Source organism: Streptomyces malaysiensis subsp. malaysiensis (genome assembly GCF_040653035.1).
Classification (GTDB): domain Bacteria; phylum Actinomycetota; class Actinomycetes; order Streptomycetales; family Streptomycetaceae; genus Streptomyces; species Streptomyces malaysiensis.
Genome location: NZ_JBEZNG010000007.1, coordinates 50,085 through 76,622, shown reverse-complemented (window position 1 = coordinate 76,622; position 26,538 = coordinate 50,085). Strand labels below are relative to the sequence as shown.

The window sequence follows — 26,538 nt, the reverse complement described above, 5'->3', positions numbered from 1 at the left end:
GAGGAAGCACGATGGACATCAAGCTGATGAGCCGGCCCACCCCGCTGGAGGCCGCGCCACGGCTGGCCCGTGCGATCGGGCTGGAGCCCGGTGATCTGTGGGTCAAGCGTGACGATCTGATCGGGCTGGGCGGCGGGGGCAACAAGGTCCGCAAGCTGGAGTGGACCGCCGGTGCCGCCCGCGCCGAGGGCGCCACCACACTGGTGACCAGCGGGGCCGCGCAGAGCAACCACGCCCGTCTGACGGCCGCGGCCGGGGCGCGGCTGGGCATGGACGTGGTCCTCGTCCTCGCCGGTGCGCCCAGTGCGGGAATGACCGGCAACATCGTGCTCGACGGCCTCTTCGGCACCCGCGTCGTATGGGCGGGGGAGGTGAACGAGGCGGAACTCGCGGCCGCCGTGGAGGACGTGGCCGGGGAGTTGCGCGAGCGGGGCGCCCGGCCCGCGGTGATCCCCTTCGGCGGATCCAGTGTGCTGGGTGCCCGGGGCTACGCCGAGGCGGGGGCGGAGCTCCTGGAGCAGGCCCCGGATCTGTCCACGGCGGTCGTGGCGGTCGGATCCGGCGGCACCATGGCCGGTCTTGTCCACGCCCTCGGCGCCGAGCGGGTGCTCGGGGTGCACTGCGGGGCCGTCGCCGATCCCGAACGCACCGTAGGACACCTGGTCGATGGGCTGGCCGGACGGCCCGTGGCCACGTCCCTGCGGCTGCGCCTGGACCAGGTCGGCCCCGGCTACTCCGCGCTCACCGAACCGGTCATGGACGCCATCACCACGGCGGCCCGCACCGAGGGCATCGTCCTCGACCCCGTCTACACCGGGCGCGCCCTGGCCGGTCTCATCGCGGCCGTCCACGACGGCCAGGTGCGGCCAGGACAGCGCACGGTCCTCCTGCACACCGGCGGTCTGCCCGGTCTGTTCGGGCACCCCGAGGCGCTGGAGCGGGCGCGTTCCGCCGTGGCCGACAGCGCCGTACGGCGGCCCCGCGGCTGAGCGCCGCCCCGGCCGCGGCCGGTCGGCCTCTGCGGTGCGGAGGTCACTCCGTTCCTGCCGCGGTGTCGGCGACCGTTCCCTCCGCGGTGTCGGCGACCGCGTCGGCGCAGGTGGCGAGGCGGCGGGCCAGGGTGTGCACATGGTCGCGCAGGGCGTCCGGATACTCGATCACGAACGGGAGGTCCAGCCAGGCGAGTACGGAGGGCACCCACTCCAGCCGCTCGGCCCGAAGCCGGACCCGCACCCATCCGCCGCCTTCCTCCTCCCGGGCGGCGGCTGATGGCCCGGCCGTCTTCGCCAACTCCCCACCCGCCTCCGCCCCGGCATCCCGCGCCGGGGCGTCCGTGAGCTCCCGTACGGTGGCGAGTCCGGGCGGGAGCCGGTGGCGGACCTGCTCGACCGTGCCCTGGACCCGAAGCGACACCTCGTGCAGATAGGGCACACCGGCGAGCCCGGACAACACCCGCCCGGCCGGGTCGAACCCCTCGGGCACATCGAACGACCCCGGCAGCGCCGTCGCGGTCTCGATCCGGTCCAGCCGGAACGTGCGCACCTCGCCGCTGTCCGAGTCCGCCCCCGTCACGTACCAGCGCCCGGAGTGCGCGACGATCCCGTACGGATGCACGGTGCGTTCGCTGCGCCGCCCCTTCCATGCGGTGTAGCCGATGGCGACGGGCCGGCGGTTCCGCGCGGCCTCCGCGAGCATCAGCAGCACGCTCGTCTCCGGGACGGCCATGGGGCGGGCCGGGGCGGTGAAGTCGGCGGTCGCCAGCAGCGCGTCCAGTCGTCGGCCGAGCGCCTCGGGCAGCACCCGGCGCACCTTGGCCGCGGCGCTCTCCGCCGCCGCAACGGACGTGGTCACCAGCCCGGCCCGGCGGCCCGCGACCAGGCCGAGCAGTACGGCCAGCGCCTCCTCGTCGGTGAGCATCAGCGGGGGCATCCGGAAGCCGGGGGCGAGCCGGTAGCCGCCGTAGCGGCCGCGCACCGACCGGACCGGGATGTCCAGGTCGATCAGGTGGCCGACGTAGCGCCGGACGGTGCGCTCGTCCACGCCGAGCCGGTCGGCCAGGTCGGCCACGGTGCGGGTGCCGCCGGCCTGGAGGATCTCCAGCAGGGCGAGCACTCGGGCGGTGGGTCGGTTCATGCCCGGAAGTATTCCGCGAATACCGGGCGGATGCTGCCCGGTATCCCTTCTAGCGTTCGGGTCATGGCGACTTACGTACTTCTTCCCGGCTTCTGGCTCGGGGCCTGGGCCTGGCGCCCGGTGGTGGACGATCTGCGCGGCCGCGGGCACGATGTCCACGCGCTCAGCCTGACCGGGACGGGCGAGCGGGCGCATCTGGCCCGGCCCGACACCGACCTGGAGACACACATCGCCGATGTGCTCAACCTGATCCATTACGAGGACCTGCGTGATGTGGTGCTGGTCGGGCACAGCTATGCCGGTGCGGTGGTGATCCCGAGCGTCGCGGACCGGATGCCGGAGCGGATCAACCGGCTGGTGTTCATCGACAGCGGACCGCTGCCCGACGGGATGTCCCACAGCGAGTTCGTCCCGCCGGAGGAGCGGACGCGCAACGCCGAGCTGGTCCGTACCGAGGGAGACGGCTGGCGGCTGCCGCCACCGCCGTGGCGGCAGCTGGCCTCCGATGTGGCCGGGCTGCCCGGGGACACGCTCGAACGGCTGGTGCGGCTGTCGGTGCCGCAGCCGTGGGCCACCGCCACCACCCCGGTCCGGCTGACCGAGGCGTGGGAGAAGCTGCCCCGGCTGCATGTGCTGTGCAGCTTCCCGGTGGAGGAGGTCCAAAAGCGAATCGCCACCGTTCCGGCCTTCCGCCATATGGCGACCGAGGGCTGGGCGTACCGGGAGCTGCTCGGCTGGCACTGGCCCATGTTCGACCGGCCCGCCGAACTGGCGGCGATCCTGCACGAGGCGGCCTGACGAGCACCCCGGCCGTCGGCCCCTGACCACACGGCCCGCCGCGCGGCGGACCGTGTGGTCTTTCCTGGCCCAAGAGTGATCGCTTCCAGATTCGCCTGCGTTCGACTCTAGACAGGACTGAACATGTATGGCTAACGTCCGGACATGCCTAAACAGGTCCTCAAGCATCAGCGCATCGCCCGTGTCCTGGCCCGCGAGATCCACAGCGGCGCCCTGGAGCCGGGCAGCAGGCTGCCCGGCGAACATGCGCTCACCCGGCGCTTCGCGGTCAGCAGGGCCACCGTTCGCCAGGCGCTGGACGAGCTCAGCAAACAAGGGCTGATCTCCACGCACGCGGGCGTCGGCTCGTTCGTCACCTTCGACGGCGGACTGCTGGACAACCGCCTGGGGTGGACCAGGGCGCTCGCCGACCAGGGCGCTCAGGTCACCACCGAGGTCCTCCGTCTCGAAGCGGTGCGCGATGCCCGGCTGGCCGGGGAACTCGGCATCGAGGGCGCCGAGTTCATGGCGCTGGACCGGTTGCGTGTGCTGCCGGAGGGCACTCCGGTCGCGCTGGAGCGCAGCCGGGTTCCGATGGTCGCGGCCCTCGCCGACATCCCGCTCGGCGGGCTCCTCGACGGTTCGCTGACCAAGACCCTCGCCGCGGCCGGCATCCGTGCCACGCACGGGGACGAGTGGGCGTCCGTGCGGCAACTGGCCGCCGACGAGGCGACCCTGCTCCGCCGCCAGGAGGGGGAGGTCTGGCTCAACACCCGCCGGGTCAGCCGCGGGGCCGATGGCCAGATCGTCGAGCAGGTGACCAGCCTGCTGGACCCCGCCCGCTTCCAGCTGCACCTCGGCTTCGGTGAACAGCCCCAATGAGGCGGCGCCGAACGGGCCCCGACGAGGCAACCCCGAACAGCTCCGACGAGGCGACCCGCCCGCATGCGGCGGCCCCGAGCGGTGGTCCCCATGGGGCAACCCCGATGAGACCGCACGCGGCAGCGCCCGCCCACGCCCGACGTACCGCCTCCGCGCACTGACCTCCCGCGCACCGACCTCCGCGCACTGACAGGAAGACCCAATGAACCACCAGCACGACCGCGCGCTCGGCGCTCTCTACGGCCTGGCGATGGGCGACGCCCTCGGTATGCCCACCCAGATCATGTCCCGGCGGTCCATCGTCGCCCGCTTCGGCACCGTCACCGGTTTCGAACCCGGCCCGGAGGACAACCCGGTGAGCGCCGGAATGCCCGCCGGTTCGGTCACCGACGACACCGACCAGGCCATCATCGTCGGCCGGTTGCTGACCGGGTCCGGCGGGCGGATCGAGCCGCTGCGGCTCGCGCACGAGCTCCTGGAGTGGGAGCGCGCCATGAAGGCCAAGGGCTCCTTCGACCTGCTCGGCCCCTCCACCAAGGCCGCCCTGGAGGCCGTCTCCCGCGGCGTACCGCCGGAGGAGGCGGGCAAGTCCGGTGCCACCAACGGCGCGGCGATGCGGATCACCCCCGTCGGCGTCGCCTTCCCCGACACACCGCTGGAGTCCTTCCTCGACCGGGTCGCGGAGGCGTGCCAGGTCACCCATGACACCTCCATCGGCATCGCCTCCGCGGCCGCCGTGGCCGCCGCGGTGAGCCGTGGCATCGACGGCGGCGACCTGGAGGACGCCATCGGCGCGGCGATCACGGCGGCCAAGGCCGGTGCCGAGCGCGGCCACTGGGTCGCCGGCGCCGATATCGCCGCCCGTATCGCCTGGGCCGTGGAGCTGGTCCGCGGGCTGCCCGAGCGGCAGGCCCTGGACCGCGTCTGCGACCTGGTCGGCACCAGCGTCGCCAGCCAGGAGTCGGTCCCCGCCGCCTTCGCCGTGCTGGCCCTCGCCGAGGGCGAGCCATGGCGGGCCTGCCTGCTGGCGGCCAACCTCGGCGGTGACTGCGACACCATCGGCGCGATAGCCGGCGCCGTCGCCGGTGCCGTCAGCGGGGCCTCCGCCCTGCCCGACGAGGCCCTCGCCACCGTGCGCTCGGTCAACGGCCTCGACCTGGAACCCCTGGCCAAGTCCCTGCTCGCGCTCCGCGCCGGCAGCACGGCCCAGTGACCCCCACGCCCGACCCCATATCCGCACCGGAGCGCCCCCGGACAGAAAGACAGGTACCACCATGGCGGCTTCAGAGAACGAACGCGTCGGAACCGTGGAGACCCGAGGCATCGAGCCGGTCCCGGACGCCGAGCGCCGCGGCCGGGCGAACCAGATGTTCTGGACCTGGTTCGCCGCGAACATCAGCATCCTCGGCCTGCCGCTCGGCGCGGCGCTGGTCAGCTTCCGCGGCCTGAACATCTGGCAGGCGGCCGTCGTGGCCATTCTCGGCTCCTTCGGCTCCTTCGCCCTGGTGGGCGCCCTCAGCATCGCCGGGAAGCGGGGCGGGGCGCCCGCCCTCACCCTCTCCCGCGCGGTGTTCGGGGTCCGCGGCAACGCCGGTCCCACGCTGGTCACCTGGCTGAGCCGGCTCGGCTGGGAGACCATCAACACCACCACGGCCGCCTTCGCCCTGCTGGCACTGCTCGACGCCGCCTTCGGCATCCGGCGGAACACCGTCCTCACCGTGGTGTGTCTGCTGGTCTTCATCGGCTGCACCCTGCTGATCAGCGGCCTGGGCCATGCCACCATCATGTGGATCAACAGATGGGCCAGCTACCTCTTCGGCCTGCTCAACCTGGTCGTGATCGTCTTTCTCGCGACCACCGTGGACTGGGACAAGGTCTTCCACGCCCAGGTCGGGCCGGTGAGCTCGATGGTCGTGGGCGTCGGGATGATCGCCGCCGGTACCGGGATCGGCTGGGCCAACACCGGCGCCGACTACGCCCGTTATCTGCCCCGCCGGATTCCCGGCGGCAGGCTGGTGGCCGCTTCCGCCTTCGGCGCCGGTATCCCGCTGGTCGTGCTGATCTCGCTGGGCTCACTCCTCGCGGCGGGCGAGCCCAGCCTCGCCTCCGCCTCGGACCCCGTCTCGGCGATCAACACGATGCTGCCCTCGTGGATGTCCATCCCGTATCTGATCGCCGCGTTCGGCGGACTGCTGCTCTCCAACCACCTGTCGGTCTACTCGGCCGGACTCACCATGATCACCCTGGGTATCCGGGTCCGGCGCACCCTCGCGGTCGGCCTGGACGTGGTCGTCACCTTCGCGGGCGGGATCTACTTCATCCTCATCGCCAAGGACTTCTACGGCCCGTTCATCACCTTCCTCACCCTCCTCGCAGTCCCCATCAACGCCTGGGTGGGCGTCTTCGCGGTCGATCTGATACTCCGCCGGTCCTACGACGGCGCGGCCCTGATGGACGTCGGCCGGTCCAGCCGCTACTGGTTCCGGGGCGGGATCGCCTGGGCCGCGATGATCGCCTGGGCGGCGGCCATCGTGGTGGGCCTGCTGTTCACCGAGGCCAGCACCAGCGCGACCGATGTGTGGTTCTCCGGACCGCTCGCCCACAGCTGGATCGGCTCCAACGGGCTGGGCTGGGTGGTGACCCTGCTGCTCGCGGCCGCCGTCTACGCCGTGCTGCGCCGGTTCGACGGCACGGTCCGCGACGAGGCGTCCGGGCAGGCCCCCCAGCAGCAGGTGCTGCCCGCCCCGGCCGCACAGGAGCTCTCATGAGCGGCCACGACGGCGTCCAGGGCGCCTCGGGCGAGGCCATGGGCGGCCGGCTGGTCCTGCTCGGCAACGCCATCGTGGACCTGGTGATGCGGGTGCCCGCACTGCCCGAGCGCGGCGGTGACATCCTCTCCGAGGACACCACCCTCACCACCGGTGGCGGATTCAACGTCCTCACCGCCGCCCGCCGCCTGGGCCTGCCGGCCGTGTACGCGGGCGCCCATGGCACCGGGCCGTTCGGCGACCGGGTGCGGGCGGACCTCGCCCGGGAGGGCGTCGAGGTGGTGCTGGCCCCGCTCGCGGAGGAGGACACCGGATTCTGCGTGGCCTTCGTCGACGGCGGTGGCGAGCGCACCTTCGCCACCAGCCTCGGCGCGGAGGCCCGGCTGACCGAGGCCCACGCGGCGGCCGTGCTCGCCGCGCTGCGCCCCGGCGACCTGGTGCAGATCTCCGGATACGGGCTCGCCTATCCGGTCAACGGCCCGGTGCTGGCCTCGCTCGTGGCGCGGCTGCCGGAGCACATCCGGGTCTTCCTCGACCCGGGACCCCTGGCCGACCAGATCCCGGAAGAGGTGCTGGCACCCGTGCTGGCGCGCTGCGACTGGGTCAGCTGCAACCAGCGTGAGGGGCGGCTGCTGACCGGCCGGGACGACGCCCGGGAGGCCGCGGCCGCGCTCGCCGCCCGGCTGGGCCCGCGCACCGGGGTGCTCCTGCGGGCCGACGCGGACGGCTGCTGGGTGGTACCGCCCGGCGGTGAGGCCACACACGTCCCCGGCCGCCGGGTGACCGCGGTGGACAGCAACGGCGCGGGCGACGCCCATACGGGAGCGTTCCTGGCGCTCCTCGGCCGGGGGCTGGACCTGGCCACCGCCGTACGGGGCGCCAACGCCGCGGCCGCCTTCGCGGTCACCCGGCACGGCCCCGCCACCGGGCCGACCCTCGATGAGCTGCTGGAGTTCCTGGCCGGTGAGCCGCTCGCGGCTCGGCTGACCTCGGCGCTCGGGCGGTAGCCCGCCCTCGGCCGCGCCCGTCACGAGGCGGGCGCCAGGTGAGTGCGAACCCCTGACGCGAAGGTGCTTCACTCGTCGGTTCCGGACGAGTCCTTCGTGTCGGGGGTGTTCTCATGTCCGCCGAGGACATGGTCGCGCGCCGCGGTCAGGATGCGGTCCGACAGATCGTCGCCCGCGCAGGCCCGTGACAGGACCAGCGCCCCGAGCATGGTGGACAGTTCGACGAGAACGGACTCCTCGTCGGCCGCGCCCCCGTCGGACCTCCTCGCGGTGCGCTGCATCCCGCCGATCAGGTTGCGTATACCCTCGGCGAACGCCTCTTTCAGCGGGTCACCGGGCTCCGCGCGTGCGGCGTCCACCGCCAGTGCCGCCGCGGCGCACCCCAGCGCGGGGTTGTCGCGGTGCCGGGCGGAGAGATAGCCGGTGAGGAAAGCGGTCCGGGTGGCGACGGTGTCCTCGCCCTCGGGGGGCTCCTCCATGGCCGCGAGGCGTTCGGCGAACGCGGCCGAGCACGCCTGGGCGATCAGGTCGTCCTTCGAGGCGAAGTGGCGGTAGAACCCGCCGTGGGTCAGACCCGCCGCCGCCATCGCCTGCGGAACGCTCACCTTGTCGGCGCCGTGGGTGCGTACCAGCTTCGAGGTGGCCGTGATCACCTGCTCGCGATGGCGCTCGGCCTCGGCTCGGGATGCTCGGGGCATGGTCGGTACTTCCTTCTGCGTGTGATGGCGGACTCGGGTACCGGCTGCCGGTACCGCGTCGATGATATTTGCGGCTCCTTTTAGATGATGCTAATAATCTATTTTAGACGCGCCGCTGGTTCGTGGCCGCACGGGCCGCTCCTGCCGGTTCGAGCGCGCGATTCGACAAGGAGGTCCGACATGGTGGCGATCGATGGTTCCGTGGTGCTGGTGACCGGAGGCCAACGTGGCATCGGCAAGGCATTCGTGGACGCACTGCTGCGGCGCGGAGCGGCGAAGGTCTACGCGACCGCGCGCAAGCCCGGCCCCGGTGAGGACCCGCGGGTCGAGGCCGTTTCCCTCGATGTGAACGACGCGGACGCGGTGGCAGCGCTCGCCGCCCGGGCCACGGATGTGAACATCGTCATCAACAACGCGGGCGTGGTGTTGCCCGCGCCGCTGCTGAAGGCGGACATGGCCGATGTGGTGGCGACGTTCGAGACGAATGTCTTCGGGCCCCTCCGGGTGGCACGCGACTTCGCCCCGGTTCTGTCGGCGAATGGGGGCGGCACGCTGGTCGATATGCACTCCGTGCTGTCCTGGGGCGCCGGCGCGGCCGCCTACGGCGCCTCCAAGGCCGCCCTGTGGTCGATCACCAACTCTCTCCGGATCGAGCTGGCGGGGCAGGGGACCCAGGTGGTCGGCGTGCACCTCGGCTTCGCCGACACCGAGATGACCACCGAAATCCGGGCCGAGAAGATCGCTCCCACCGAGGTCGCCGAGGCGGTCCTGGACGGTGTCGAGAACGGCGCCAGCGAGGTGCTCGTGGACGATGTGACCAGGCAGATGAAGGCGGCGCTCGCCGGGCCGGTGGAGGGTCTCACGGTTTCCATCGGGCGCTGACCGGCCGCGGCGGACAGCCGCTCGTCACCGCAGCTCATCGCCGCGGCTCGTCACCACCGTTCGGCTTCGTCGGGCTTCAAAGGTCTTCAACGGTCTTCAAAGGAGAAGAGAGCAATGCCCCTCTGGCACGTCTACCATCCGGTCGACGCCTACTCCGCGGAGCAGAAGCGCCAATTCGCAGCGGACGTCACGGAGTTCTACACCCGGGCCGGGCTGCCGAAGTTCTACGTCGTCACCCTCTTCCACGACATCCCCGAGTCCTCGTTCCTGGTCGGCGGGGAGCCGTCGGACAACACCGTCCGGGTCGTGATCGAGCACATCGCCCGCCACCTGACGGACCCCGACAGGAGGAGGAAGAGCGCCGAGGCGCTCAACCGCCTGCTGGCCCCCCACACCCTGGACCGCGGGCTGCACTGCGAGTTCCACATCGATGAGACACCCCGGGACCAGTGGATGATCGACGGGAGGTGGCCTCCTCCCGCGGGCAGCGAGGCGGAGCGGCTCTGGGTGAGCGAGAACCGTCCAGTGGCGTACTGACCGGCGGCCACCGGCCGGGACCGCACCACACGGCAGTGCGGGGCCCCGACGGCGACGGCGGCCGCGCCGCCGCGAAACCCGTGGCCGGGCGGGGGACGGGTCTGATTGGATCGTGGCATGGCCCAGGAAGACACGCGAAAGATCGGGATCCTGCTGTTCCCGGACGTGGAGGAGCTCGATGCCATCGGTCCATGGGAGGTGCTGTCGTACTGGACGCGCACCTTCCCCGAGGACGGCTGGCAGGTGTTCTGCTTCTCCGCCGACGGCAAGCCCGTGGCCTGTGCGAAGGGGCTCACCGTCGAGGCGCATCACGCGATGGCCGACCTGCCGGGGCTGGATGTGCTGCTGCACCCCGGCGGCCGGGGGACCCGTCCTCAGCTCGAGGACGAGCAGCACCTGGAGTGGGTCCGCTCCCAGCGGCGATCGGTTCCCCTGATGACGAGCGTGTGCACGGGTTCGCTGGTCTACGCGGCGGCCGGACTGCTGGCCGGGCGGCCCGCGACCACGCACTGGGCGTCGCTGGACCGGCTCGCGGAGCTCGACCCGTCGATCGATGTGCGGCCCGATGAGCGGTTCGTGGACGACGGTGACATGATCACCTCCGCGGGGATCTCGGCCGGTATCGACATGGCCCTGCATCTGGTGGCCAGGCTGGTGTCGCCGGAGCGCGCACGTCAGGTGCGGCGTGGTATCCAGTACGACCCGCAGCCGCCGGTGTGAGCTCGCCACATCGGCGGTGAGCGGATCGGGCTCGCCCAGGGCGGAAGCCGGGGTCAGCCGGGGCTCGAGCGGCCGTGCCGCCAGTACCCGAAGAACGCGATGTCCGGCTTCGGTACGCCGCGGTCGCGCACCAGATGGCGGCGTACCCCGGTGGCCAGCGCGGCCTCCCCGGCGACCCAGGTGTAGAACCGGCCAGGGCGCAGCGCCGACTCCTTGATCGCGTCGAGGGCCAGGCTCCCGGGCAGGGCGTCCGCGCCGTCCCTGGCCAGCCACCGCACCCGGACACCGTCCGGAGCGGCGATGTCCGTGCGTATGTCGTCGGCCCCGGGCACCTCAAGGAAGACCTCCGCCATCAGTGACGCGGGGGCGTGTTCGAGGATGGCGAGGATCGCCGGTACGGCGCTCTCGTCCCCGGCGAGCAGCTGCCATTCGGCATGGGCCGGCGGCAGGTAGGTCAGGCCCATGTCGAAGATGCCCGCCGGGTCTCCGGGCCGGGCGCGCCGGGCCCAGGTGGAGGCCGGGGTGTCGCCGTGCAGGGCGAACTCGATGTCCACTTCGCCGAGTTCGGGCCGGGCGCGCCGGATGGTGAAGTTGCGCACCCAGGGTCTGCGGGACTTCGGCAGGAGGAGCAACTCCGCCATCCACGCCTCGCTGGAGAGCCTCGGCATCCTCAGCCCCTCCTGCCCTTCGCGGGGGAAGAACAGCCGTACGGTCTGGTCGAAGCCCATGGGCTTCAGATGCTCCAGTTCGGGGCCGCCGAGCGTGATGACCGAGAAGGCGGGGGTCGGTTTGGTGGTCCCGCGCACCTCCAGCGTGATCATCCGCCGTGACTCGGGTGTGCGCATCTTGGGCAACATCTCTGGTCTGGCCTTCCGTTCGGGTCCGACGGCCGTCGGGTCACAGGTCCAGGACGAGCCGTGGGGACAGGGCGCGGGACACACAGGCGTAGACGCGGCCCTCGGGGGCGCCGATCTCGTCCCGGTGCTCGGGCTCGCCGTCGAGCACGGTCAGTTCGCAGCTGCCGCAGACACCTTCGCGGCAGCCCGACGGCACGGGGTATCCGGCGTGGGTCAGGACGTCCAGCAGCGACTCGTCCTCCGGTACCCGAACCGTCCGCCCCGACCGGGCACACACCGCCTCGAACTCCGTGTTGGGGGCGAACGACCTGGGCGCCGGGCGGAACCGCTCCGCGTACAGCCGCCCGGCGGGGAACGTGGCCTCCGCCGCGGTGAGCATCGGTCCGGGACCGCAGGCGTAGACCACGGCACCCGGGTTCAGCGCGGAGCCCAGCGCGGCGAGGTCCGGCCTGCCCTGCCGCCGCGTGGCGACGATCCGCACCCGCTCGCCGTAGCCGGACCGCAGTTCGTCCGCGAAGGGCATGGACGCGACCGACTGCCCCACGTACACGAGCGAGACCGGGACGTCCGACGCGGCCGCCGTCCGCAGCATCGGCAGGATCGGGGTGATGCCGATCCCACCGGCCAGGAAGAGGTACTCCGGCGCGGGCAGGAGCGGGAAGTGGTTTCGCGGCAGCGATACGTCGAGGGCGCGGCCCCGGCGCAGGAAACGGTGGATGTACTCCGAACCGCCCCGGCTGAGGCGGTCGTACCGCACCGCGACGCGATAGGACTCCCGGTCCGCCGGGTCTCCGCACAGCGAGTACTGCCGGGTCAGCCAGTTCGGCAGCGTCAGATCGACATGGGCGCCCGGCTCCCAGGGCGCCAGTGGGCCGGTGGTGGCTCGCAGGACGAGGGAGACGACGTCGTCGGCGACCGGCTCGATCTGGTCGACGATGGTCTGTTGCATCGGATTCACCTTGTGGCGTGGTCAGGGTCAGTAGAGTTTCCGGTAGCCCTCTTCGAGGGCCTGGGTGAGCGCCATCGGATCGATGTCCATCCCGAATTGGGCGGCGGCGATCTCGCCGACCGACGGAATCTCGTCGGCCAGCGCCTGGCTCGCGGGATCCCACAGCCGAGAGCGGATCAGCGCGCGGCCACAGTGGAAGTACGCCTCCGCCACCTCCACGACGATCGCCAGCACCGGCTCCTTGGCCTCGATCTGCGTCCGGGCGAGTACCCCGGGGTCGTCGGTGGGATAGGCGTGGCCGTTGATGCGCAGGGTCTCCCGCAGTCCGGGGATGAGGAAGAGCAGCCCGATCCCGTCGTTCTCGGCGAGGTTGCGGAAGGAATCGGCGATCTTGTTGCCGGGGCGGTCCGGGATCGCGAGTGTGTGGTCGTCGAGGACCTTCACAAACCCCGGGTAGTCGCCACGGGGCGAGCAGTCGGCGCGCCCCTCCGCGTCCGCCGTGGCCATGGTCAGGAAGGGGGAGTGGGCGATGAAGAGGCGGAAGTGTTCGTCGATACGGTCCTGGATCTTGGCCTTGACCATGGCTTCCGGCTCCCCGAGCCGGGCGCGCACCTCGGCCGGCGACAACCGACGGGGGCGTGTGCTGGTCTGCGTCACGAAGACTCCTTCCGGGAGGGGCGGGGCGGCGGGCGCGGGGCCCGTGCCGGTCGGTTGTCGCTTTCCTGCCGACGACGGTGGCTCACCGCTCCGCCGCAGTTCATGGCACTATTGTGAGCAATTACTCAGCTCCCGCGCCACTCGCATTCGGGGCGCCGTGCAGGAGGGGGCATGACGTCGGGCCGTCGCGGACTTCAGCCACGTAAACAGCCACGGCACGCTCGGGCCGAGCTCACCAAGCAGCGCATCCTCACCGCCGCTGCTCACGTTTTCGCCCGCGCGAGAGGGCGCCTGATCCGGGGCCATCGCGACGACGGACGGGCACCTGGTGGGGTCCAGGTGCCCGTCCGCCGTCCAGGTGGCACGGTCGTGCCGCGGGTGTCAGTCGACCGTGATGGTGGGTTTGCGCAGGTCCATCCATGTCGCCAGGTCGAGGGCGCGTTCGATGGTGGCGCGCTGCTGATTGGTGATGGCCTCCGCCGGTGCGGCGAGCGCCTCCTTCAGCGTCTCGGTGCGGCACAGCTCCATGGCCTGGTGTCCCGAGGTGATGAGGTCGCCCGCCTGCTGTTTGATGGCGGAGAGATAGGCGGGGTCGAAGCTGCCGGGGTAACCGCTCTTCTTCCGGTTGGCCACGGACTCGGGCAGCACATCGCGGGTGGCCTCGCGCAGGATGCTCTTCTCCCGCCCGTCGAATGTCTTCAGCGACCAGGGGGTGTTGAAGACATAGGAGACGAGGCGGTGGTCGCAGAACGGCACCCTGACCTCCAGGCCGACGGCCATGCTCATCCGGTCCTTGCGGTCGAGCAGGGTGTTGACCATGCGGGTCAGATGCAGATAGCACACCTGCCGCATGCGCTTCTCCAGGCCGGTCTCACCGTCCTTGAGAGGCGCTTCGTCCAGGGCGGAGAGGTAGTGGTCATGGAGGTAGGTGTCCAGGTCCAGCTTCTCGGTGAGCTCCGGGGAGAGCAGGCTCTTGGTGTCGCCGAGCGTCAGTCCTCCGGCGAGCCACGGGAAGGTGTCGGCCTCGCGCCGCTCGTCGTGGAACCACGGGTAGCCGCCGAAGACCTCATCGGCCGATTCGCCCGACAGGGCCACGGTCGACTGTTCGCGAACGGCCTTGAACAGCAGGTACAGCGAGTTGTCCCGGTCGCCGAGCCCGATGGGCAGATCCCTTGCCGCGATGGCCGCCCGCCGGACGGCCGGGTCGGACAGGGCGGAGCCGTCGAGCACGATGTCCCGGTGGTCGGATTTCACATGCTCGGCCACGGCGTGCACATACGGTGTGTCGACGCTGGGCACCACGTCGATCGCGCGGAAGTTCTCCGCCTGTCCGGGGAAGTCCACGGCGAAGCTGCGGACGCTCTCGCCGTGCTCGCCGAGCTTGCGGGCGGCCAGCGAGGTCATCGCCGAGGAGTCGAGTCCCCCGGAGAGCAAGGTGCAGCGGGGCACATCGGCGACGAGCTGCCGGGCGATGATGTCCTCCAGGAGCTCCCGCACATGAGCGACGGTCGCCTCCTGGCCATCGGTGTGCTCGGAGACCCCCAGACGCCAGTACGCCTGCTCACGAAGCCCGTTGCGGTCCGCGACGGCGATATGGCCGGGGCGCAGCTCCTTCATGCCCTTCCAGATCGCATGGCCCGGCGTCTTGGCGAAGGCGAAGATCTCCCGCAGCCCGTCCAGACCGACCTCGGGGGCGGCGAGCGGGTTGGCGAGGATGGCCTTGGGCTCGGAGCCGAAGAGGACGCCGTCGTCGGTCTCGTAGTAGTAGAACGGCTTGATGCCCATCCGGTCCCGGATCATCACCAGCTTCTCGGTGCGGGAGTCCCAGATGGCGAAGGCGTACATGCCGTTCAGCTTCTCGGTGAGGGATTCGCCCCACTCCACGTAGCCCCGCAGCACGACCTCGGTATCGGAGTCGGTGGTGAAGCCGTGGCCCCTGCGGCGCAGTTCGTCGCGCAGCTCGGTGAAGTTGTACGCCTCACCGGAGTAGACCATGCTGACCGGCCCGTCGGCGGTGTCGACGGTCATGGGCTGCGCCCCGCCGGGCAGGTCGATGACGGCCAGCCTGCGGTGGCCGAGCGCCGCCCGGTCGGTCACCCACGCCCCCGCCGCGTCCGGGCCTCGGCAGGCCATCGTCTCCGTCATGGTGTCGAGGATCTGGCGGTGCGAGGTCAGATCGCGGCGGTAGGAGACCCATCCGGTGATGCCGCACACAGTGATCATCCCTTTCACTCAGCGGGAGATAGTTGCCTGTGAAAACCATCTACCTCTCCGGAGGGGGATCGCTACCGTCCGCTCACCCCCGGGCGAGTGGTATTTCTCACTGGTAAATTCCTGTTAATGGTAAGTTTCGCCATGGCCGTTGGCCGAAAACTAGCGCCCACTAAGTTCCCATTTTACGGTCGATATCCGCGTCGCAATTCACAAATGAAAAACGCCGGTCGTATACGAAATGGCGGAGCCGGTGCGTTCCCTTGCGCCTTACCGGATTACGGCTTCGCGGCGGCCTCGGCTCGCCGCGGTGGGGCGCACCACCCGCACGGCGGCCGGGTCCCCGGGCCCTTGGATCAGCTGCCGGAAGGCATCGGCCATGGCGTCGGGCCCGGTCCGGGTCGTCACCCGGAACCAGTCGGCGGCCCGTTCGGTGAAACGCTCCTCGGCGGCCTGGTATTCGCGGCGGCGGGCCTCGGCTCCGTCTGCCCCCACGGCCCGCCGGGCTTCCTCCTCGGCGCTCGGGGCGAAGAAGCGCTCCGGTGCGGGGCCGGGCAGCCCCGCGGGATCCAGCGGCAGTCCCGCAGGACGAGCAGATCCCACGCTGTTGAGGAAGCCATGGCCCCGGCCGGGCCGGCGGCCCCGTGATGGGCCTCCGGGTGTGTCCGGATGGGTGGAATCGGGGGTGCCGGATGCCCCTGTGACCTGGGGGGCTAGCATATGAGCGCCACCTAGCTCGAAAGATAAACTTGTGACTCTCAACGAGGACTCGTTCACCAACTGGAAGCACCGCGAGGAGATCGCGGAGTCGATGATCCCCCTCATCGGGAAGCTGCATCGGGAGCGGGACGTCACCGTCCTGCTGCACAGCCGCTCCTTGGTGAACAAGTCGGTCGTCAGCATCCTCAAGACCCACCGATTCGCCCGTCAGATCGCCGGGGTGGAACTCTCGGTCACCGACACCCTGCCGTTCCTCCAGGCGCTCACCGCGCTCGACCTCGGCCCCTCCCAGATCGACATCGGCATACTCGCCGAGCTGTACCGGGCCGATGACCGCGGTCTTTCGGTGGCGGAGTTCACCGCCGGGGCCGTCGCCGGGGCCACCGGGGTCAACAAGATCGAGTGCCGTGAGGGGCGTGATGTCGTCCTCTACGGGTTCGGCCGCATCGGCCGGCTGGTCGCCCGGCTCCTCATCGAGAAGGCCGGGTCCGGCAACGGCCTGCGGCTGCGCGCCATCGTCGTGCGCGGGTCCGGCGGCCGGGCCGCGGAGGATCTCGTCAAGCGCGCCTCGCTGCTGCGCCGCGACTCCATCCACGGTCAGTTCCAGGGCACGATCACCGTCGACGAGGCGAACAGCAAGATCGTCGCCAATGGCAACGAGATCAAGATGATCTACGCCGACGACCCGACGTCGGTGGACTACACGGCGTACGGCATCAAGGACGCCATCCTCATCGACAACACCGGCAAGTGGCGCGATCGCGAAGGGCTGTCGAAGCATCTGCGCCCCGGGATCGACAAGGTGGTGCTGACCGCGCCGGGCAAGGGCGACGTCCCCAACGTCGTCCATGGCGTCAACCACGACACCGTCAAGCCCGATGAGCGGATCCTGTCCTGCGCGTCCTGCACCACCAACGCGATCGTCCCGCCGCTGAAGGCGATGGCGGACGAGTACGGCGTTCTGCGCGGCCACGTGGAGACCGTCCACTCGTTCACCAACGACCAGAACCTGCTGGACAACTACCACAAGTCCGAACGCCGTGGCCGCTCGGCACCGCTGAACATGGTCATCACCGAGACCGGTGCCGCCTCCGCCGTCGCGAAGGCCCTGCCCGACCTCGAAGCGAAGATCACCGGCAGCTCGATCCGTGTCCCGGTGCCCGACGTCTCGATCGCGATCCTCAATCTGCACCTCGCGCGCGAGACCACCCGTGAGGACGTCCTGGACTATCTGCGCGAGGTGTCCCTGACCTCGCCGCTCAAGCGCCAGATCGACTTCACCAGCGCCCCGGACGCGGTCTCCAACGACTTCATCGGCTCGCGCCACGCCTCGATCGTGGACGCGGGCGCCACCAAGGTCGAGGGCGACAACGCGATCCTCTACCTCTGGTACGACAACGAGTTCGGCTACTCCTGTCAGGTCATCCGCGTCGTCCAGCACGTCTCCGGCGTGGAGTACCCGACCTACCCGGCCCCGGTGGTCTGACACCGGACGACGACGGCCCCCGTCCCACGCTCCCCGCTGCCACGGGGGCTGGGGCGGGGGCGGTCGGGTGTCACGCGGTGAACAGCGCCCGGGGGCGCTCACATGTACTGGTCAGCGTCACGGACCGGCCCTGCCGGGCGGAGCCCTCCAGCGAGCAGAGCGCTTCGAGCACATGGAAGGCGAAGGCGGCGTTGGCGCGGTGCGGGCCGCCCTCGACGGCGTTCGCCAGGTCGCGGACGCCGAGCCCGCGGCGGGCCTGCTCGGGTGTGCCGACGGCGCCGAAGAGTTCGAGCGCCGGTTCCAGAACCGTCCAGTCGCCGTCCCCGTGCCGCCGGACCCGCACATCTCCGTCGAAGTGGTTCGGGTTGGCCGCCGAGAGGGTGCCCTCGCTGCCGTAGATCTCGAGGTACGGCAGTTCGCTGTGCCAGACGTCGAAACTCATCTGGCATGTGGCGATGACGCCCGAGGCGAAGGTGAGCACGGCTCCGGTGTGGGTGGGAACGGTGACCTCGATGGTGTCGACGGTCCGTCCGGGCGCGGTGACCGTGCGCTCGGGCACGCCTATGCGGCCGGCCGCGGAGATGGTGGCGACGGGGCCGAGGCAGTTGACGAGCGCGGCCAGGTAGTACGGGCCCATGTCCATCACCGGGCCGCCTCCCGGCTGGAACAGGAAGGCCGGATCGGGGTGCCAGGTCTCGGCCTTGCTGTGCCCGATGAAGGCGGACGCGCCGATGGGCGTTCCGATCAGGCCCGAGTCGATCGCCTTGCGCGCCGTCTGAGCGGCGCTGCCGAGGAAGGTGTCCGGCGCGGAGCCGAGGACGCGCCCGGTGCGGGAGGCCGTCGCGAGGACCGCTTCGCCGTCCGCGACCGTGGTGGCCAACGGCTTCTCGACGTAGACGTGTTTGCCCGCCTCCAGGGCGGTGACGGTCGTGCGGGCGTGGTGGACCGGCGGCGTCAGGTTGACCACGATGTCCACCGAGTCGTCGGCGTACAGGTCCGCGTCGTCGCCCCAGGCGGGGATGGCATGTTCGGCGGCCCCCCGTTTCGCCCGTGCCACATCGATGTCGCCCACCCGCACGATGTTCAGCTCCGGGTAGCGGGCGAGACCGGTGACATACCGGCCGAAGATGTTGCCGCTGCCCAGGATGCCGATGCGATGGGTCTGTTCGGCCATGGCCGTGATTCCTCTCCCAGGAGTGGTGCACGGAATGCCCGGTGGCCCTCGCCACCGTGGACGTCTTCGGCGAGCGGGACGGCCCAGCCGACCCCGGTGCGCGCCGTGAGCTCCGTGAGGCTGAGGGAGAGGTCGCCGTCGTCGAAGGCCGACAGGATGAGCCCGACCTTACCGAGCATGGACTTGGGGGACCGCCCGTCCGGCCGGGCCTCCTCGCCGTTGCCACGAGGGACCGCCGCGGTCGTCACGACATGCCCTCCTCGCCCGCCGGTGTGCCTCGACCAAGGCCGCCATGAGATCTGAGGATGGCCAATATAGAGATCTTTTTGCCTGGCAGGAATGGTGTGAGTGGTGAGAATTCGCCGGGGGCCCGCCCGATTCCGCGGCCGGGGATCCGCTCACCGGCCCTCCACCAGGGCCGTGTCGACCCCCAGCGGGCCGACCGCACCGGCGCCACCGGGGGTTCCCAGCGGGCCGTCCCGGCCGGGCAGGACGTCCGCGAAGAACCGCCGGTTGACCACGTCGGCGAACTCCCCGGGCAGCTGCTCGGGCGCCGGTACGTGGCCACCGGACAGCACCGCGGTCTCGCGGCCGAGCGCCGCCGCGAACTCCTCCAGCGCGGGCAGCGAATAGTGGTCCCGCGGCGCGCACACGGCGAGTACCGGCGCCGTGATGTGTACCAGCCGCTCCTCCATCCTCCGGTACCGGTAAACCGCCTCGTGCCCCTCCTCCACCCGGTCCGGCACGCTCAGCGCGTCGATCACATACCGGTTCAGTGCGGCCTCCTCGCCCGCCCGGTAGAAGCCGCGGCGGCGGTTCCACAGCACCACCAGATGTGAGCCGTCCGGCTTGGGGTCGACGTGACCACACCGCCGGTGTGATGGCCCACCAGGTGGAACGTGTTCAGCCCGAGCGCGTCGGCCATCGCCTCCACCCCGTCGGCGAACCGCTCGATCGAGTACGGGCCCTTCGGCCTGGCCGAGGGAGTCCGCTGTCCGGACCCCGGGCGGCCGCGGCGGAGGCACTGCCGGGACGCCTACTTCGGCGTGGCGGCCAGCCGTACCGCCAGCCCCGTGAACACCGTCCCGCTGAAGACATTGAGCCCCCGCGCCACCCGGCGGCTGCGGCTCAGCAGCCCGGCCAGCTTCCCCGAGAGCAGACCGATGGACCCGTCGACACAGAAGCCCATGACCACGAAGGTGATCCCCAGAATCATGAACTGGCCCGGCACATGGCCGAGTTCGGGGCTCACGAACTGCGGCAGAAAGGCGATGTTGAAGAGGATCACCTTGGGGTTGAGCAGGTTGATGAGGGCTCCCTGCCAGAAGGCGCGACGGTTGCCGGGGCCGACGCTCCCGCGCTCCTCGCCCGGCAGCGAGCGGTCACGGAACGCCTTGCAGGCCAGGTAGAGCAGATATGACACCCCCGCCCAGCGCAGCACATGATAGAGCGTGGGCAACGCCGCGAACAGGGCCGACAGCCCCAGCGCCGCGGCCACCGCGTGCACGAACATCGCGCACGCCACCCCGAACGCGGCCATGACCCCCGCGGTGGGACCGCCCCGGCCGCCCATCGCCACGATGAACATCATGTCGGGGCCGGGGGTGACGCAGAGCACGAAGGCGGCGAGGAGGAACGCCGCGTACAAGGATGTGTCAACCATGGGGCCATGGTTCGGGGCGGAGCCGCAGGTGGCGAGCGAATTTCGGAAAGTGGAACGGCGGCCGCGCCTGGTTCGCACGGCTGCCGCGGCAAGGCCGGACCCGCTGAGCGGGTCGGGCGAAGTCCGCTGCCGTTCGGCAGCACCCCGAAGGGGCGCGGGGCTGTGTCGATGTGTGGCTCCGCCGCGCGGGCGCGACCAGCCACAGACGGCGCCACAGACGGCGCCACAGACGGCGCCACAGACGGCGCCACAGACGGCGCCACAGACGGCGCCACAGACGGCGCCGCGGATGGCCGACGACGCATCGCGGCACCTCCGGCGGAGCGCTTCAGTGGCGCCGCGCGCGGCGGCCCGACCGGCCGGTGGCCCTGGCGGGCGCCCCGGACTCCCGCCAACCGCCCGGGACTTCGGCCATGACGAGGCCGAGGACCAGCCAGAAGAGCATGGCGATCCGGTCCAGATTGGCCGGGTGGTCCACCGTGGCCGCGAGGAAGAACCCCGTCAGGGCGGCGAGCCCGACGACCCCGGCCACGGACTTCTCCCGGGCGGCGCGGACCGCCGAGGCCACGGCGATCACGGTCACCAGCACCATGCCGAGCAGACCGGCCACCCCCGCTTCGGCCAGCCAGTTCAGCCACATGTTGTGCGCATGGACGAACGTCCTGCCGCCGGGCACGGCGGCGGAGACGGCGTCCCCGGCCCGGCCGAGACCGATGCCGAGCGGATGATCCATGGCGAGGTCCACGGCCGCCTTCCACGCCTGGCCCCGGACGCCCAGCGCGTCACCGGCCCGCGACACCACCCACAGCGCCACCGTCACGGCCACCAGCCCGGCCAGCCCCACCGTCGTCAGCGTCCGCACACCCCACCGGCCGAGGCGGGGCGCGAGCCAGTACGCGCCGCCGAGCACCAGCAGTCCGGCCGCCGCCGCGACGCAGCCCGCCCGGGAGAAGGTGGTCAGCACCGCGCCGTACGCGAGGAGGCCCACGCTCACGACGGCGACGCGGGCGGTACGTTCGGCGACCGTCACCGCTGCCAGCAGGGCGAACGGAGTGAGCAGCACCAGGAACGCGGCGAGCAGATTGGGGTTGGCGAAGGTTCCCGTGGCGCGGATCATCGCACCGGAACCACCGCTGTCGCAGTCGACGTCGGTGAAGAGCCCGGTGCGGCAGAAGCCGGTCGGCACCTCATTGGTCACCTGGGAGAACGCCGTGGTGGCCGCGGCCGTCACCGCGGCCAGCGCGAGCAGCGCCACCGCCCGCCAGGAGTCAGGCTGCGCACGCCGCACCCCGACCACCAGATAGAAGGTGGCGAGGGCGGTGATCAGCGCGCGCAGCGGCGGGACGGGGTGCCCGCCGACATAGGTGGTGGCGATGGCACCGAGGAGGAGCAGCGCGATGGCGGGGTCGAGCCGGGTGCGGAAGGTGGCGAGCCCGGGGGCCGTCACCGCCGTCGCCACCAGGCCCGCCAGCACCGCGAGGCGCACCGGTGTGATGACACCGACCAGCGGGGCGTCCGGGAAGAAGTCGGTGGCCGCGTCGAGCATGACGATGGCCGTAGCCACCAGCGGAACGGCCTGAACTGTCGCGCGCACGGGTGCCATGGCGCCCCAGCGTGTCCGGCCGCGGGTACCGGCAGATGGCACACACACGAACACCGGACACCGCCTTCGCGTCCGGTGTGCCTCGCCGCCCACGTCCGGCGCGGCGGCCGCGATCCCGACGCGGACCTATGTGCCCGGCCCGCCCGCGGACCAGCGCGTTCTCCATCAGCCGCCGGACCGGCTCAGCGGGTTGCCGCCCGACTTCGGTGTGCCGCCTGGCCGACGGGGCGTCAAGTCCCGCCGTGAGACCCCTACGTGTGCCCTGGGCCGAGGCCCAGGGCGCGGTCGAGCGAGGGGGCGTTACCGCCTATCGGTGTTCCTTCTCCCAGTTCGCCCTGCTGACCGGGTCGGGCCGGGGAAGGGGCTGTCCGTCGAGGTAGAGGTCGACCTTTTCGTTGTAGAAGGCGACCAGCCCCGCGATGGGGGACACCTGCCGGGTGGGGAAGTCGTATGTCCAGGCGAGGTCCGGGTATTCGGCCTTGTCGGTCCGGACGGTCCAGTAGCCGCTTGTCGTTCCCTTGTAAGGGCAGCTGGTGACCGAGTCGGTGGGCGCCATGCGCGTCCAGTCGAGATACACCCGGTCCAGGTAGTAGCGGGTCGGGAGCCCGGTCTCCAACACCATCACCGAGCTCGGGGCGTCGGCGAGCACGGTGCCGTCCAGCTCGACGCGGACGCCGCGGCCGGACCGGAGCGCGTCGACGCGGGTGTACGGGCTGCGGGGGTGGACGAACACCTGCTCGTCCTCCTCGAACCAGGCGTCGATGGCCTCCCACCGGAAGCTGACGCAGCCGACGACACCGGCGGGCGCGTCCTCGCCCCACTCCCAGGCCGCGCCCGGGCGGGTGACCGAACCCATCTGGAGGGTCTGGCGGCGTGCTCCGCCGACTTTCAGCGTCAGGCTCCGGCCCTCGTCGACGAGCGCCCCCTCGGCGATGTCGTCGCGGGGCACGCAGTACTGCGGATAGCCCGGCCAGAGCCACAGATAGCGTGCCCGCACCGTGTCGAAGACGGGGCGGCCGGCCACATAGCCGCGGATGCGGCGCGGTACGGGCTCCACATGCCCGGCCGGAACGATCATCGCCGGATAGTCCGGTGTGTACTGTGTCATGCCTCTTCCAGGGCCTCTCCGAACTCGCGCAACGCCTGGCCGTGCTGGCTGTGGGACAGCCAGTGCCCGATCGCTATGGCCGCCGCGACCGGCCAGTCGAGGATCCCGACGGCGGCGATGACACCGAGGCCCGCGAGGAACCACAGCTGTTCCTGCGAGGGCAGCTCCACTCGCCGCCCATCGAACTGGATGGTCACCGAATGGCGCTCGCAGATGTGCTCGGCCGCGGCGCGGGGGCCGCGCGACCTCTTCGTGGCCGGGGCCGACGCCTGGGAGGACGCGCTGGTGGGAGGGGGTGTCTTGGTTGCTCTGGTCATGGTTTCGATCCGTTCATCGACCTTGACGGACAACCGCGCGATGACATTTTCTACTCTAATCCACCCTCCATGCCTCATGCCCGGTGGCAGCTACTTGCCATGATTTCGGCCGGTCCGGCGAGAAGCGCGCGGTTGCGTTCTCGGCTCCCCTGTGCGGTCAGAGCCCCTCGCTCCGGTTGTGGCCAGGGGCTCGCCGAAGCGTCGGTGGCGGCCTTAGCTTCGAGCCGAATCGTGGCCGCCGGCCACGGCTGACGAAACGGAGGAAGCGACCATGAGAGCGGTCTTACGGAAGGCGCGGGCGGGAGCGGTTGTCGCCACGGCGGCTCTGCTGGGGCTGGCGGGGACGGTTGACGCCCAGGCCCTTGACGCGGATCGGGCGCGTACCACGGCGGTCGGGGCCCCCAGCGCCGCCGCGGCCGTCGACTACGAGACGTGGAAGAGCGATGTCGACAAGGTGATCGACCAGGCCCTTCCCTACATCCAGCAGCGCATCCAGGACGGTGGGGGACAGAAGCAGGCGATCGTCCTCGACATCGACAACACCTCGCTGGAGACCTACTTCCAGTGGTTCCCGCCGACTCCCGCCGTCGAGCGGGTCCTGGAGCTCACCCGTTACGCGAGCGAGCGCGGAGTGGGCATCTTCTTCATCACCGCTCGCCCGGACCTCCTCGAGCAGGTGACCCGGGGCAACCTGGTGCACGTCGGCTACCCCATCACCGGCCTGTACCAGCGGCCACTGGGGGACGTCCTCGGTGACCCGGCCGAGTACAAGACGGCGAAGCGGGCGGAGATCGAGTCCCTCGGTTACACCATCATCGCCAACATCGGGAACAATGAAAGCGATCTTGTTGGCGGGCATGCCGAGCGCACGTTCAAACTGCCTGACTACGACGGTCAGTTGTCCTGAATCGGAATTGTGAGTTCCGGCGGTTTCCTCCAGGAAGCCGCCGGAACTCGTCGGTCCACGGCCCTGCCACCGGTCCCCCGGGTGGCGTTCCGGGGTGCGGGTTCCCCGTTGTCCGAGGGGCGTGAATCCGCACCTTGCAATGAGGTTTCCCCCATTGTCTTTAGGGGTTCGACCATTCTCCGCGCTGGGGCGGATAGGTATAGTCCAGCGCTATGGACGGTCAAGGTGCGACCGCTACGTCTTTGTCCGCTGGAGGCGAGGTGCCCATGGGAATGGCGAGCCACGTTCCGAGCGCGGGCGGTGTGGGCGAGCGGCAAGCCCTCTTTTCTCCTTGAGCTGCCTTGATCCCATGGCGCACTCGTGAGTCGCAACCCTACCTTTCGACGATCAACGCCGGGTTTAGGACGTAATCCCAGGCATCAGGGGGAACTGTGCCAAGCTCTTGCAATGACGTGTTCATCATCGCCGACAATTCCACCGGTTCGGATTCCGAACCAGACGCTGATATCACACCGTTAAGAACGAGTGGCGGAGTCTTCAGCGGAGAGATAGAACGCATGCTTCTGGAGGCCGGCCGGCTCGTCAAGTCGGCCGTCGACCGCCATCGCAGCGAGGAACGGCTCCTGACCGAGATGGAGCCGGAGGAGGGCGTGGACGCCGCCGAGCACGTCATCGAGTCGGCGCAGCAGAGCCTCTCCGTGGTATTCGCCGGCGGTGACGACCAGCGGGCCCCCAGGCTGGTCACACGGCTGGGCAGGGCCGTCGCCCGGGGGGTCGATGTGCGTCTGCTGGGGCGGGTGGGGCTGATGGACGAGCGGTACCTGCTGAAATGCCTGGACAAGCAGGCGTCGGGGGTCGACGTCAGGCTTGTCGGGGCACCCCTGCACGAAATGGTGCTCGCCGATGGCTCGGTGGGTGTGGTGTGGTCCGATTCGGACAAACTCTCGCGCGAGGCGGTGCTGGTGCGGGCGCCGGCCGTGCTGCGCAATCTGCGCACCCTGTTCACGATCTCCTGGAACGGCAGCGCGGCGCTCGAGGACCACCGCCGCCTCAGCGGCCGGACCCGCAGCGTCATGGCCCGGCGGATACTCATGGCGCTGAGTTCGGGGCGTACGGACGAAGCCGCCGCACGGGAAATCGGCATGTCGGTCCGCACCTATCGAAGGAACGTGGCCGAAATAACGCGTGAACTCGGCGCGCATTCTCGCTTTCAGGCCGGTGCCCGCGCGGTGGAGCTGGGTCTGCTGCCCTATGTGGACGCCGCCGACGATGAGGACTCGCAGCCCGCGTAATCACCGGACCGCGGTCAGAACCTGTCAGGACGAGTCGACTCTCCTGAACCTCCCCGCATCGTCTGGCAACTTGTTGTATGGGCCTTGCAGGGGAATGAGCGGTGAATGTAGGAACATCCCAGCCTCTCACTGCATTGCCCGATCCACTCCCTGCGAGGAATGACATCCGGTGAATAGCGCGATGATTGATGTGATGGACATATGCCGGTCCTTCGGCAGCACACGGGCTCTGGACGGTGTCAGCTTCCGCATCGGGGAAGGCGAGGTGCTGTGTCTGCTGGGCCACAACGGCGCGGGCAAGAGCACGCTGGTGAGCATTCTCGCCACCGCGCTGCCGCCCAGCCGGGGCACGGCCCGGGTGGCCGGATACGACGTGGTGCGCGAGGCCCGTGAGGTGCGTCGGCGCATCGGCCTGACGGGGCAGTTCGCCGCGGTGGACGAGAATCTGTCCGGCCGGGACAACCTCATCCTGGTGGCACGTTTGCTCGGCGCGAGCCGCACCGAGGCCCGGACGAGGGCGGATGAGCTCTTGGAGACCTTCACGCTGACCGGCGCGGCCGACCGCGCCGCCGCGACGTACTCGGGAGGCATGCGCCGCCGACTCGACCTCGCCAGCAGCTTCGTCGGCCGCCCCCAGGTGCTGTTCCTCGACGAGCCCACCACCGGACTCGACCCGGTCAGCCGAAGCGCGCTGTGGGACTCGGTCCGGTCGGCGGTGACGGGCGGTGCCACCGTGCTGCTGACCACTCAGTACCTCGAAGAGGCCGAACAGCTCGCGGACCGGGTCATCGTGCTGGGCCGCGGCCGGACCATCGCCGACGGCTCGGTGGCACAGCTCAAGGAACAGCTCGGGGTCAGCTCGGTGCGCGCCACCCTCGCCGAACCGGCGGCCGTACCCACCGCATGGGCCGCGCTGCGCCACGCAGGTCTCGAGCCGCAACCCGGTGAGCCCGCGGGCACGGTCTGCGTCCCCGTGCGCGAGTCCGCCGCCCTCGCCGCCGTCGTACGGGCCCTGGACGACGCGGGAGTGGTGATCACCGGGATCTCGCTGTCCGAGCCGACCCTCGACGACGTCTATGTGGCCCTCGCCGAGGGGCTGACCGACCTGCCGGTCCTCTCCTGATTCCGTTCCCCGTGCCCCGGCCGACAGGCCATGCCACACGAACCCCGCGGGGCGCCCGCCGGATCCC

At 70.7% G+C, this 26,538-nt stretch carries 26 protein-coding genes and 1 pseudogene; 14 read left to right on the top strand and 13 right to left on the bottom strand.

What is annotated here, in order from left to right:
• The first annotated feature begins 11 nt into the window (after positions 1–11).
• A complete protein-coding gene (locus AB0E24_RS16705; RefSeq protein ID WP_359377687.1) occupies positions 12–989 on the top strand; it encodes a D-cysteine desulfhydrase family protein in 978 nt (325 codons plus the stop codon).
• Positions 990–1,032: 43 nt separating this feature from the next.
• Here AB0E24_RS16705 and AB0E24_RS16700 read toward each other — a convergent pair whose 3' ends face one another.
• Positions 1,033–2,133: a helix-turn-helix transcriptional regulator gene (locus AB0E24_RS16700; protein WP_232637046.1), complete on the bottom strand. Its 1,101-nt coding sequence runs from the start codon at positions 2,131–2,133 to the stop codon at positions 1,033–1,035.
• Between the two features lie 63 nt (positions 2,134–2,196).
• Here AB0E24_RS16700 and AB0E24_RS16695 point away from each other — a divergent pair, with 63 nt between their 5' ends.
• From AB0E24_RS16695 to AB0E24_RS16675, 5 genes are all read left to right on the top strand, one after another.
• The gene (locus tag AB0E24_RS16695; protein WP_359377684.1) at positions 2,197–2,931 is read left to right on the top strand and encodes an alpha/beta fold hydrolase; all 735 of its coding nucleotides are present in this window, start codon (positions 2,197–2,199) and stop codon (positions 2,929–2,931) included.
• A 144-nt stretch (positions 2,932–3,075) separates the two neighbouring features.
• Positions 3,076–3,792 carry a GntR family transcriptional regulator gene (locus AB0E24_RS16690; RefSeq protein ID WP_069874924.1) on the top strand — a complete coding sequence of 239 codons (717 nt, stop codon included), beginning with the start codon at positions 3,076–3,078 and terminating at the stop codon, positions 3,790–3,792.
• Positions 3,793–3,994: 202 nt separating this feature from the next.
• Positions 3,995–5,005, top strand: a complete 1,011-nt coding sequence (locus AB0E24_RS16685; RefSeq protein ID WP_359377681.1) for an ADP-ribosylglycohydrolase family protein — start codon at positions 3,995–3,997, stop codon at positions 5,003–5,005.
• 61 nt (positions 5,006–5,066) lie between these two features.
• The gene (locus AB0E24_RS16680) at positions 5,067–6,560 is read left to right on the top strand and encodes a purine-cytosine permease family protein (protein ID WP_069874929.1); all 1,494 of its coding nucleotides are present in this window, start codon (positions 5,067–5,069) and stop codon (positions 6,558–6,560) included.
• Positions 6,557–7,567, top strand: coding sequence for a PfkB family carbohydrate kinase (locus tag AB0E24_RS16675; RefSeq protein ID WP_359377677.1), 1,011 nt, complete (start codon positions 6,557–6,559; stop codon positions 7,565–7,567). Before AB0E24_RS16680 ends, AB0E24_RS16675 begins: the two co-directional genes overlap by 4 nt.
• A gap of 68 nt (positions 7,568–7,635) precedes the next feature.
• On the opposite strand, the gene AB0E24_RS16670 is transcribed toward AB0E24_RS16675, so the two are convergent.
• On the bottom strand, positions 7,636–8,265 hold the full coding sequence (locus AB0E24_RS16670; RefSeq protein ID WP_359377675.1) for a TetR/AcrR family transcriptional regulator: 630 nt from the start codon (positions 8,263–8,265) through the stop codon (positions 7,636–7,638).
• A 180-nt stretch (positions 8,266–8,445) separates the two neighbouring features.
• Here AB0E24_RS16670 and AB0E24_RS16665 point away from each other — a divergent pair, with 180 nt between their 5' ends.
• The 3 genes from AB0E24_RS16665 to AB0E24_RS16655 all read left to right on the top strand — a co-directional run bounded on the left by AB0E24_RS16665 (position 8,446) and on the right by AB0E24_RS16655 (position 10,404).
• A complete protein-coding gene (locus AB0E24_RS16665; protein WP_069874934.1) occupies positions 8,446–9,147 on the top strand; it encodes an SDR family oxidoreductase in 702 nt (233 codons plus the stop codon).
• A gap of 114 nt (positions 9,148–9,261) precedes the next feature.
• Positions 9,262–9,684, top strand: coding sequence for a tautomerase family protein (locus AB0E24_RS16660; RefSeq protein ID WP_093702732.1), 423 nt, complete (start codon positions 9,262–9,264; stop codon positions 9,682–9,684).
• A gap of 117 nt (positions 9,685–9,801) precedes the next feature.
• Positions 9,802–10,404: a DJ-1/PfpI family protein gene (locus AB0E24_RS16655; protein WP_099016091.1), complete on the top strand. Its 603-nt coding sequence runs from the start codon at positions 9,802–9,804 to the stop codon at positions 10,402–10,404.
• 53 nt (positions 10,405–10,457) lie between these two features.
• On the opposite strand, the gene AB0E24_RS16650 is transcribed toward AB0E24_RS16655, so the two are convergent.
• The 3 genes from AB0E24_RS16650 to AB0E24_RS16640 are packed head-to-tail and all read right to left on the bottom strand — an operon-like array spanning position 10,458 to position 12,867.
• Positions 10,458–11,249 (bottom strand): siderophore-interacting protein, encoded by a 792-nt coding sequence (locus AB0E24_RS16650; RefSeq protein ID WP_359377671.1) that lies wholly within the window; start codon positions 11,247–11,249, stop codon positions 10,458–10,460.
• Between the two features lie 52 nt (positions 11,250–11,301).
• Complete coding sequence (locus AB0E24_RS16645) at positions 11,302–12,210, bottom strand: PDR/VanB family oxidoreductase (protein ID WP_359377668.1); 909 nt, start codon at positions 12,208–12,210, stop codon at positions 11,302–11,304.
• Positions 12,211–12,237: 27 nt separating this feature from the next.
• Positions 12,238–12,867 carry an MSMEG_1061 family FMN-dependent PPOX-type flavoprotein gene (locus AB0E24_RS16640; protein WP_206334144.1) on the bottom strand — a complete coding sequence of 210 codons (630 nt, stop codon included), beginning with the start codon at positions 12,865–12,867 and terminating at the stop codon, positions 12,238–12,240.
• A 171-nt stretch (positions 12,868–13,038) separates the two neighbouring features.
• Here AB0E24_RS16640 and AB0E24_RS16635 point away from each other — a divergent pair.
• Positions 13,039–13,143 (top strand): annotated as a pseudogene (locus AB0E24_RS16635) (TetR/AcrR family transcriptional regulator); the annotation flags it as partial.
• Positions 13,144–13,248: 105 nt separating this feature from the next.
• Here the strand turns inward: AB0E24_RS16635 and asnB are convergent.
• A complete protein-coding gene (gene asnB, locus AB0E24_RS16630) occupies positions 13,249–15,081 on the bottom strand; it encodes an asparagine synthase (glutamine-hydrolyzing) (RefSeq protein ID WP_359378054.1) in 1,833 nt (610 codons plus the stop codon).
• A gap of 267 nt (positions 15,082–15,348) precedes the next feature.
• Entirely contained in the window at positions 15,349–15,681 is a 333-nt protein-coding gene (locus AB0E24_RS16625; RefSeq protein ID WP_146055648.1) for a hypothetical protein, read from the bottom strand.
• 148 nt (positions 15,682–15,829) lie between these two features.
• Here AB0E24_RS16625 and AB0E24_RS16620 point away from each other — a divergent pair, with 148 nt between their 5' ends.
• On the top strand, positions 15,830–17,284 hold the full coding sequence (locus AB0E24_RS16620) for a glyceraldehyde-3-phosphate dehydrogenase (protein WP_359377663.1): 1,455 nt from the start codon (positions 15,830–15,832) through the stop codon (positions 17,282–17,284).
• 70 nt (positions 17,285–17,354) lie between these two features.
• Here the strand turns inward: AB0E24_RS16620 and AB0E24_RS16615 are convergent, their stop codons facing one another.
• The 6 genes from AB0E24_RS16615 to AB0E24_RS16590 all read right to left on the bottom strand — a co-directional run bounded on the left by AB0E24_RS16615 (position 17,355) and on the right by AB0E24_RS16590 (position 23,149).
• A complete protein-coding gene (locus AB0E24_RS16615; protein WP_099016097.1) occupies positions 17,355–18,458 on the bottom strand; it encodes a Gfo/Idh/MocA family protein in 1,104 nt (367 codons plus the stop codon).
• Positions 18,459–18,856: 398 nt separating this feature from the next.
• On the bottom strand, positions 18,857–19,285 hold the full coding sequence (locus AB0E24_RS16610; protein WP_250849263.1) for a hypothetical protein: 429 nt from the start codon (positions 19,283–19,285) through the stop codon (positions 18,857–18,859).
• A gap of 209 nt (positions 19,286–19,494) precedes the next feature.
• The gene (locus AB0E24_RS16605; RefSeq protein WP_147965748.1) at positions 19,495–20,121 is read right to left on the bottom strand and encodes a LysE family translocator; all 627 of its coding nucleotides are present in this window, start codon (positions 20,119–20,121) and stop codon (positions 19,495–19,497) included.
• 328 nt (positions 20,122–20,449) lie between these two features.
• Positions 20,450–21,724 (bottom strand): O-antigen ligase family protein, encoded by a 1,275-nt coding sequence (locus AB0E24_RS16600; protein WP_359377659.1) that lies wholly within the window; start codon positions 21,722–21,724, stop codon positions 20,450–20,452.
• A gap of 307 nt (positions 21,725–22,031) precedes the next feature.
• Complete coding sequence (locus AB0E24_RS16595; RefSeq protein ID WP_351373683.1) at positions 22,032–22,832, bottom strand: DUF427 domain-containing protein; 801 nt, start codon at positions 22,830–22,832, stop codon at positions 22,032–22,034.
• Positions 22,829–23,149, bottom strand: coding sequence for a hypothetical protein (locus AB0E24_RS16590; protein ID WP_099016100.1), 321 nt, complete (start codon positions 23,147–23,149; stop codon positions 22,829–22,831). The genes AB0E24_RS16595 and AB0E24_RS16590 overlap by 4 nt, the downstream gene beginning before the upstream one ends.
• Positions 23,150–23,420: 271 nt before the next feature.
• Between AB0E24_RS16590 and AB0E24_RS16585 the strand changes: the two genes are divergently transcribed.
• The 3 genes from AB0E24_RS16585 to AB0E24_RS16575 all read left to right on the top strand — a co-directional run bounded on the left by AB0E24_RS16585 (position 23,421) and on the right by AB0E24_RS16575 (position 26,471).
• Positions 23,421–24,056 carry an HAD family acid phosphatase gene (locus tag AB0E24_RS16585; RefSeq protein WP_069874965.1) on the top strand — a complete coding sequence of 212 codons (636 nt, stop codon included), beginning with the start codon at positions 23,421–23,423 and terminating at the stop codon, positions 24,054–24,056.
• Positions 24,057–24,508: 452 nt separating this feature from the next.
• Positions 24,509–25,348 carry a TrmB family transcriptional regulator sugar-binding domain-containing protein gene (locus AB0E24_RS16580; RefSeq protein ID WP_141765418.1) on the top strand — a complete coding sequence of 280 codons (840 nt, stop codon included), beginning with the start codon at positions 24,509–24,511 and terminating at the stop codon, positions 25,346–25,348.
• A 169-nt stretch (positions 25,349–25,517) separates the two neighbouring features.
• On the top strand, positions 25,518–26,471 hold the full coding sequence (locus AB0E24_RS16575) for an efflux ABC transporter ATPase subunit, DrrA-related (RefSeq protein ID WP_069874970.1): 954 nt from the start codon (positions 25,518–25,520) through the stop codon (positions 26,469–26,471).
• Positions 26,472–26,538 lie beyond the last annotated feature (67 nt).

Excerpts from the sequence above, each read along its gene's own strand:
- AB0E24_RS16705 (WP_359377687.1), top strand. The coding sequence starts at position 12 with ATGGACATCAAGCTGATGAGCCGGCCCACCCCGCTGGAGGCCGCGCCA.
- AB0E24_RS16700 (WP_232637046.1), bottom strand. The coding sequence starts at position 2,133 with ATGAACCGACCCACCGCCCGAGTGCTCGCCCTGCTGGAGATCCTCCAG.
- AB0E24_RS16695 (WP_359377684.1), top strand. The coding sequence starts at position 2,197 with ATGGCGACTTACGTACTTCTTCCCGGCTTCTGGCTCGGGGCCTGGGCC.
- AB0E24_RS16690 (WP_069874924.1), top strand. The coding sequence starts at position 3,076 with ATGCCTAAACAGGTCCTCAAGCATCAGCGCATCGCCCGTGTCCTGGCC.
- AB0E24_RS16685 (WP_359377681.1), top strand. The coding sequence starts at position 3,995 with ATGAACCACCAGCACGACCGCGCGCTCGGCGCTCTCTACGGCCTGGCG.
- AB0E24_RS16680 (WP_069874929.1), top strand. The coding sequence starts at position 5,067 with ATGGCGGCTTCAGAGAACGAACGCGTCGGAACCGTGGAGACCCGAGGC.
- AB0E24_RS16675 (WP_359377677.1), top strand. The coding sequence starts at position 6,557 with ATGAGCGGCCACGACGGCGTCCAGGGCGCCTCGGGCGAGGCCATGGGC.
- AB0E24_RS16670 (WP_359377675.1), bottom strand. The coding sequence starts at position 8,265 with ATGCCCCGAGCATCCCGAGCCGAGGCCGAGCGCCATCGCGAGCAGGTG.
- AB0E24_RS16665 (WP_069874934.1), top strand. The coding sequence starts at position 8,446 with ATGGTGGCGATCGATGGTTCCGTGGTGCTGGTGACCGGAGGCCAACGT.
- AB0E24_RS16660 (WP_093702732.1), top strand. The coding sequence starts at position 9,262 with ATGCCCCTCTGGCACGTCTACCATCCGGTCGACGCCTACTCCGCGGAG.
- AB0E24_RS16655 (WP_099016091.1), top strand. The coding sequence starts at position 9,802 with ATGGCCCAGGAAGACACGCGAAAGATCGGGATCCTGCTGTTCCCGGAC.
- AB0E24_RS16650 (WP_359377671.1), bottom strand. The coding sequence starts at position 11,249 with ATGCGCACACCCGAGTCACGGCGGATGATCACGCTGGAGGTGCGCGGG.
- AB0E24_RS16645 (WP_359377668.1), bottom strand. The coding sequence starts at position 12,210 with ATGCAACAGACCATCGTCGACCAGATCGAGCCGGTCGCCGACGACGTC.
- AB0E24_RS16615 (WP_099016097.1), bottom strand. The coding sequence starts at position 18,458 with ATGGCCGAACAGACCCATCGCATCGGCATCCTGGGCAGCGGCAACATC.
- AB0E24_RS16605 (WP_147965748.1), bottom strand. The coding sequence starts at position 20,121 with ATGGTTGACACATCCTTGTACGCGGCGTTCCTCCTCGCCGCCTTCGTG.
- AB0E24_RS16600 (WP_359377659.1), bottom strand. The coding sequence starts at position 21,724 with ATGGCACCCGTGCGCGCGACAGTTCAGGCCGTTCCGCTGGTGGCTACG.
- AB0E24_RS16595 (WP_351373683.1), bottom strand. The coding sequence starts at position 22,832 with ATGACACAGTACACACCGGACTATCCGGCGATGATCGTTCCGGCCGGG.
- AB0E24_RS16590 (WP_099016100.1), bottom strand. The coding sequence starts at position 23,149 with ATGACCAGAGCAACCAAGACACCCCCTCCCACCAGCGCGTCCTCCCAG.
- AB0E24_RS16585 (WP_069874965.1), top strand. The coding sequence starts at position 23,421 with ATGAGAGCGGTCTTACGGAAGGCGCGGGCGGGAGCGGTTGTCGCCACG.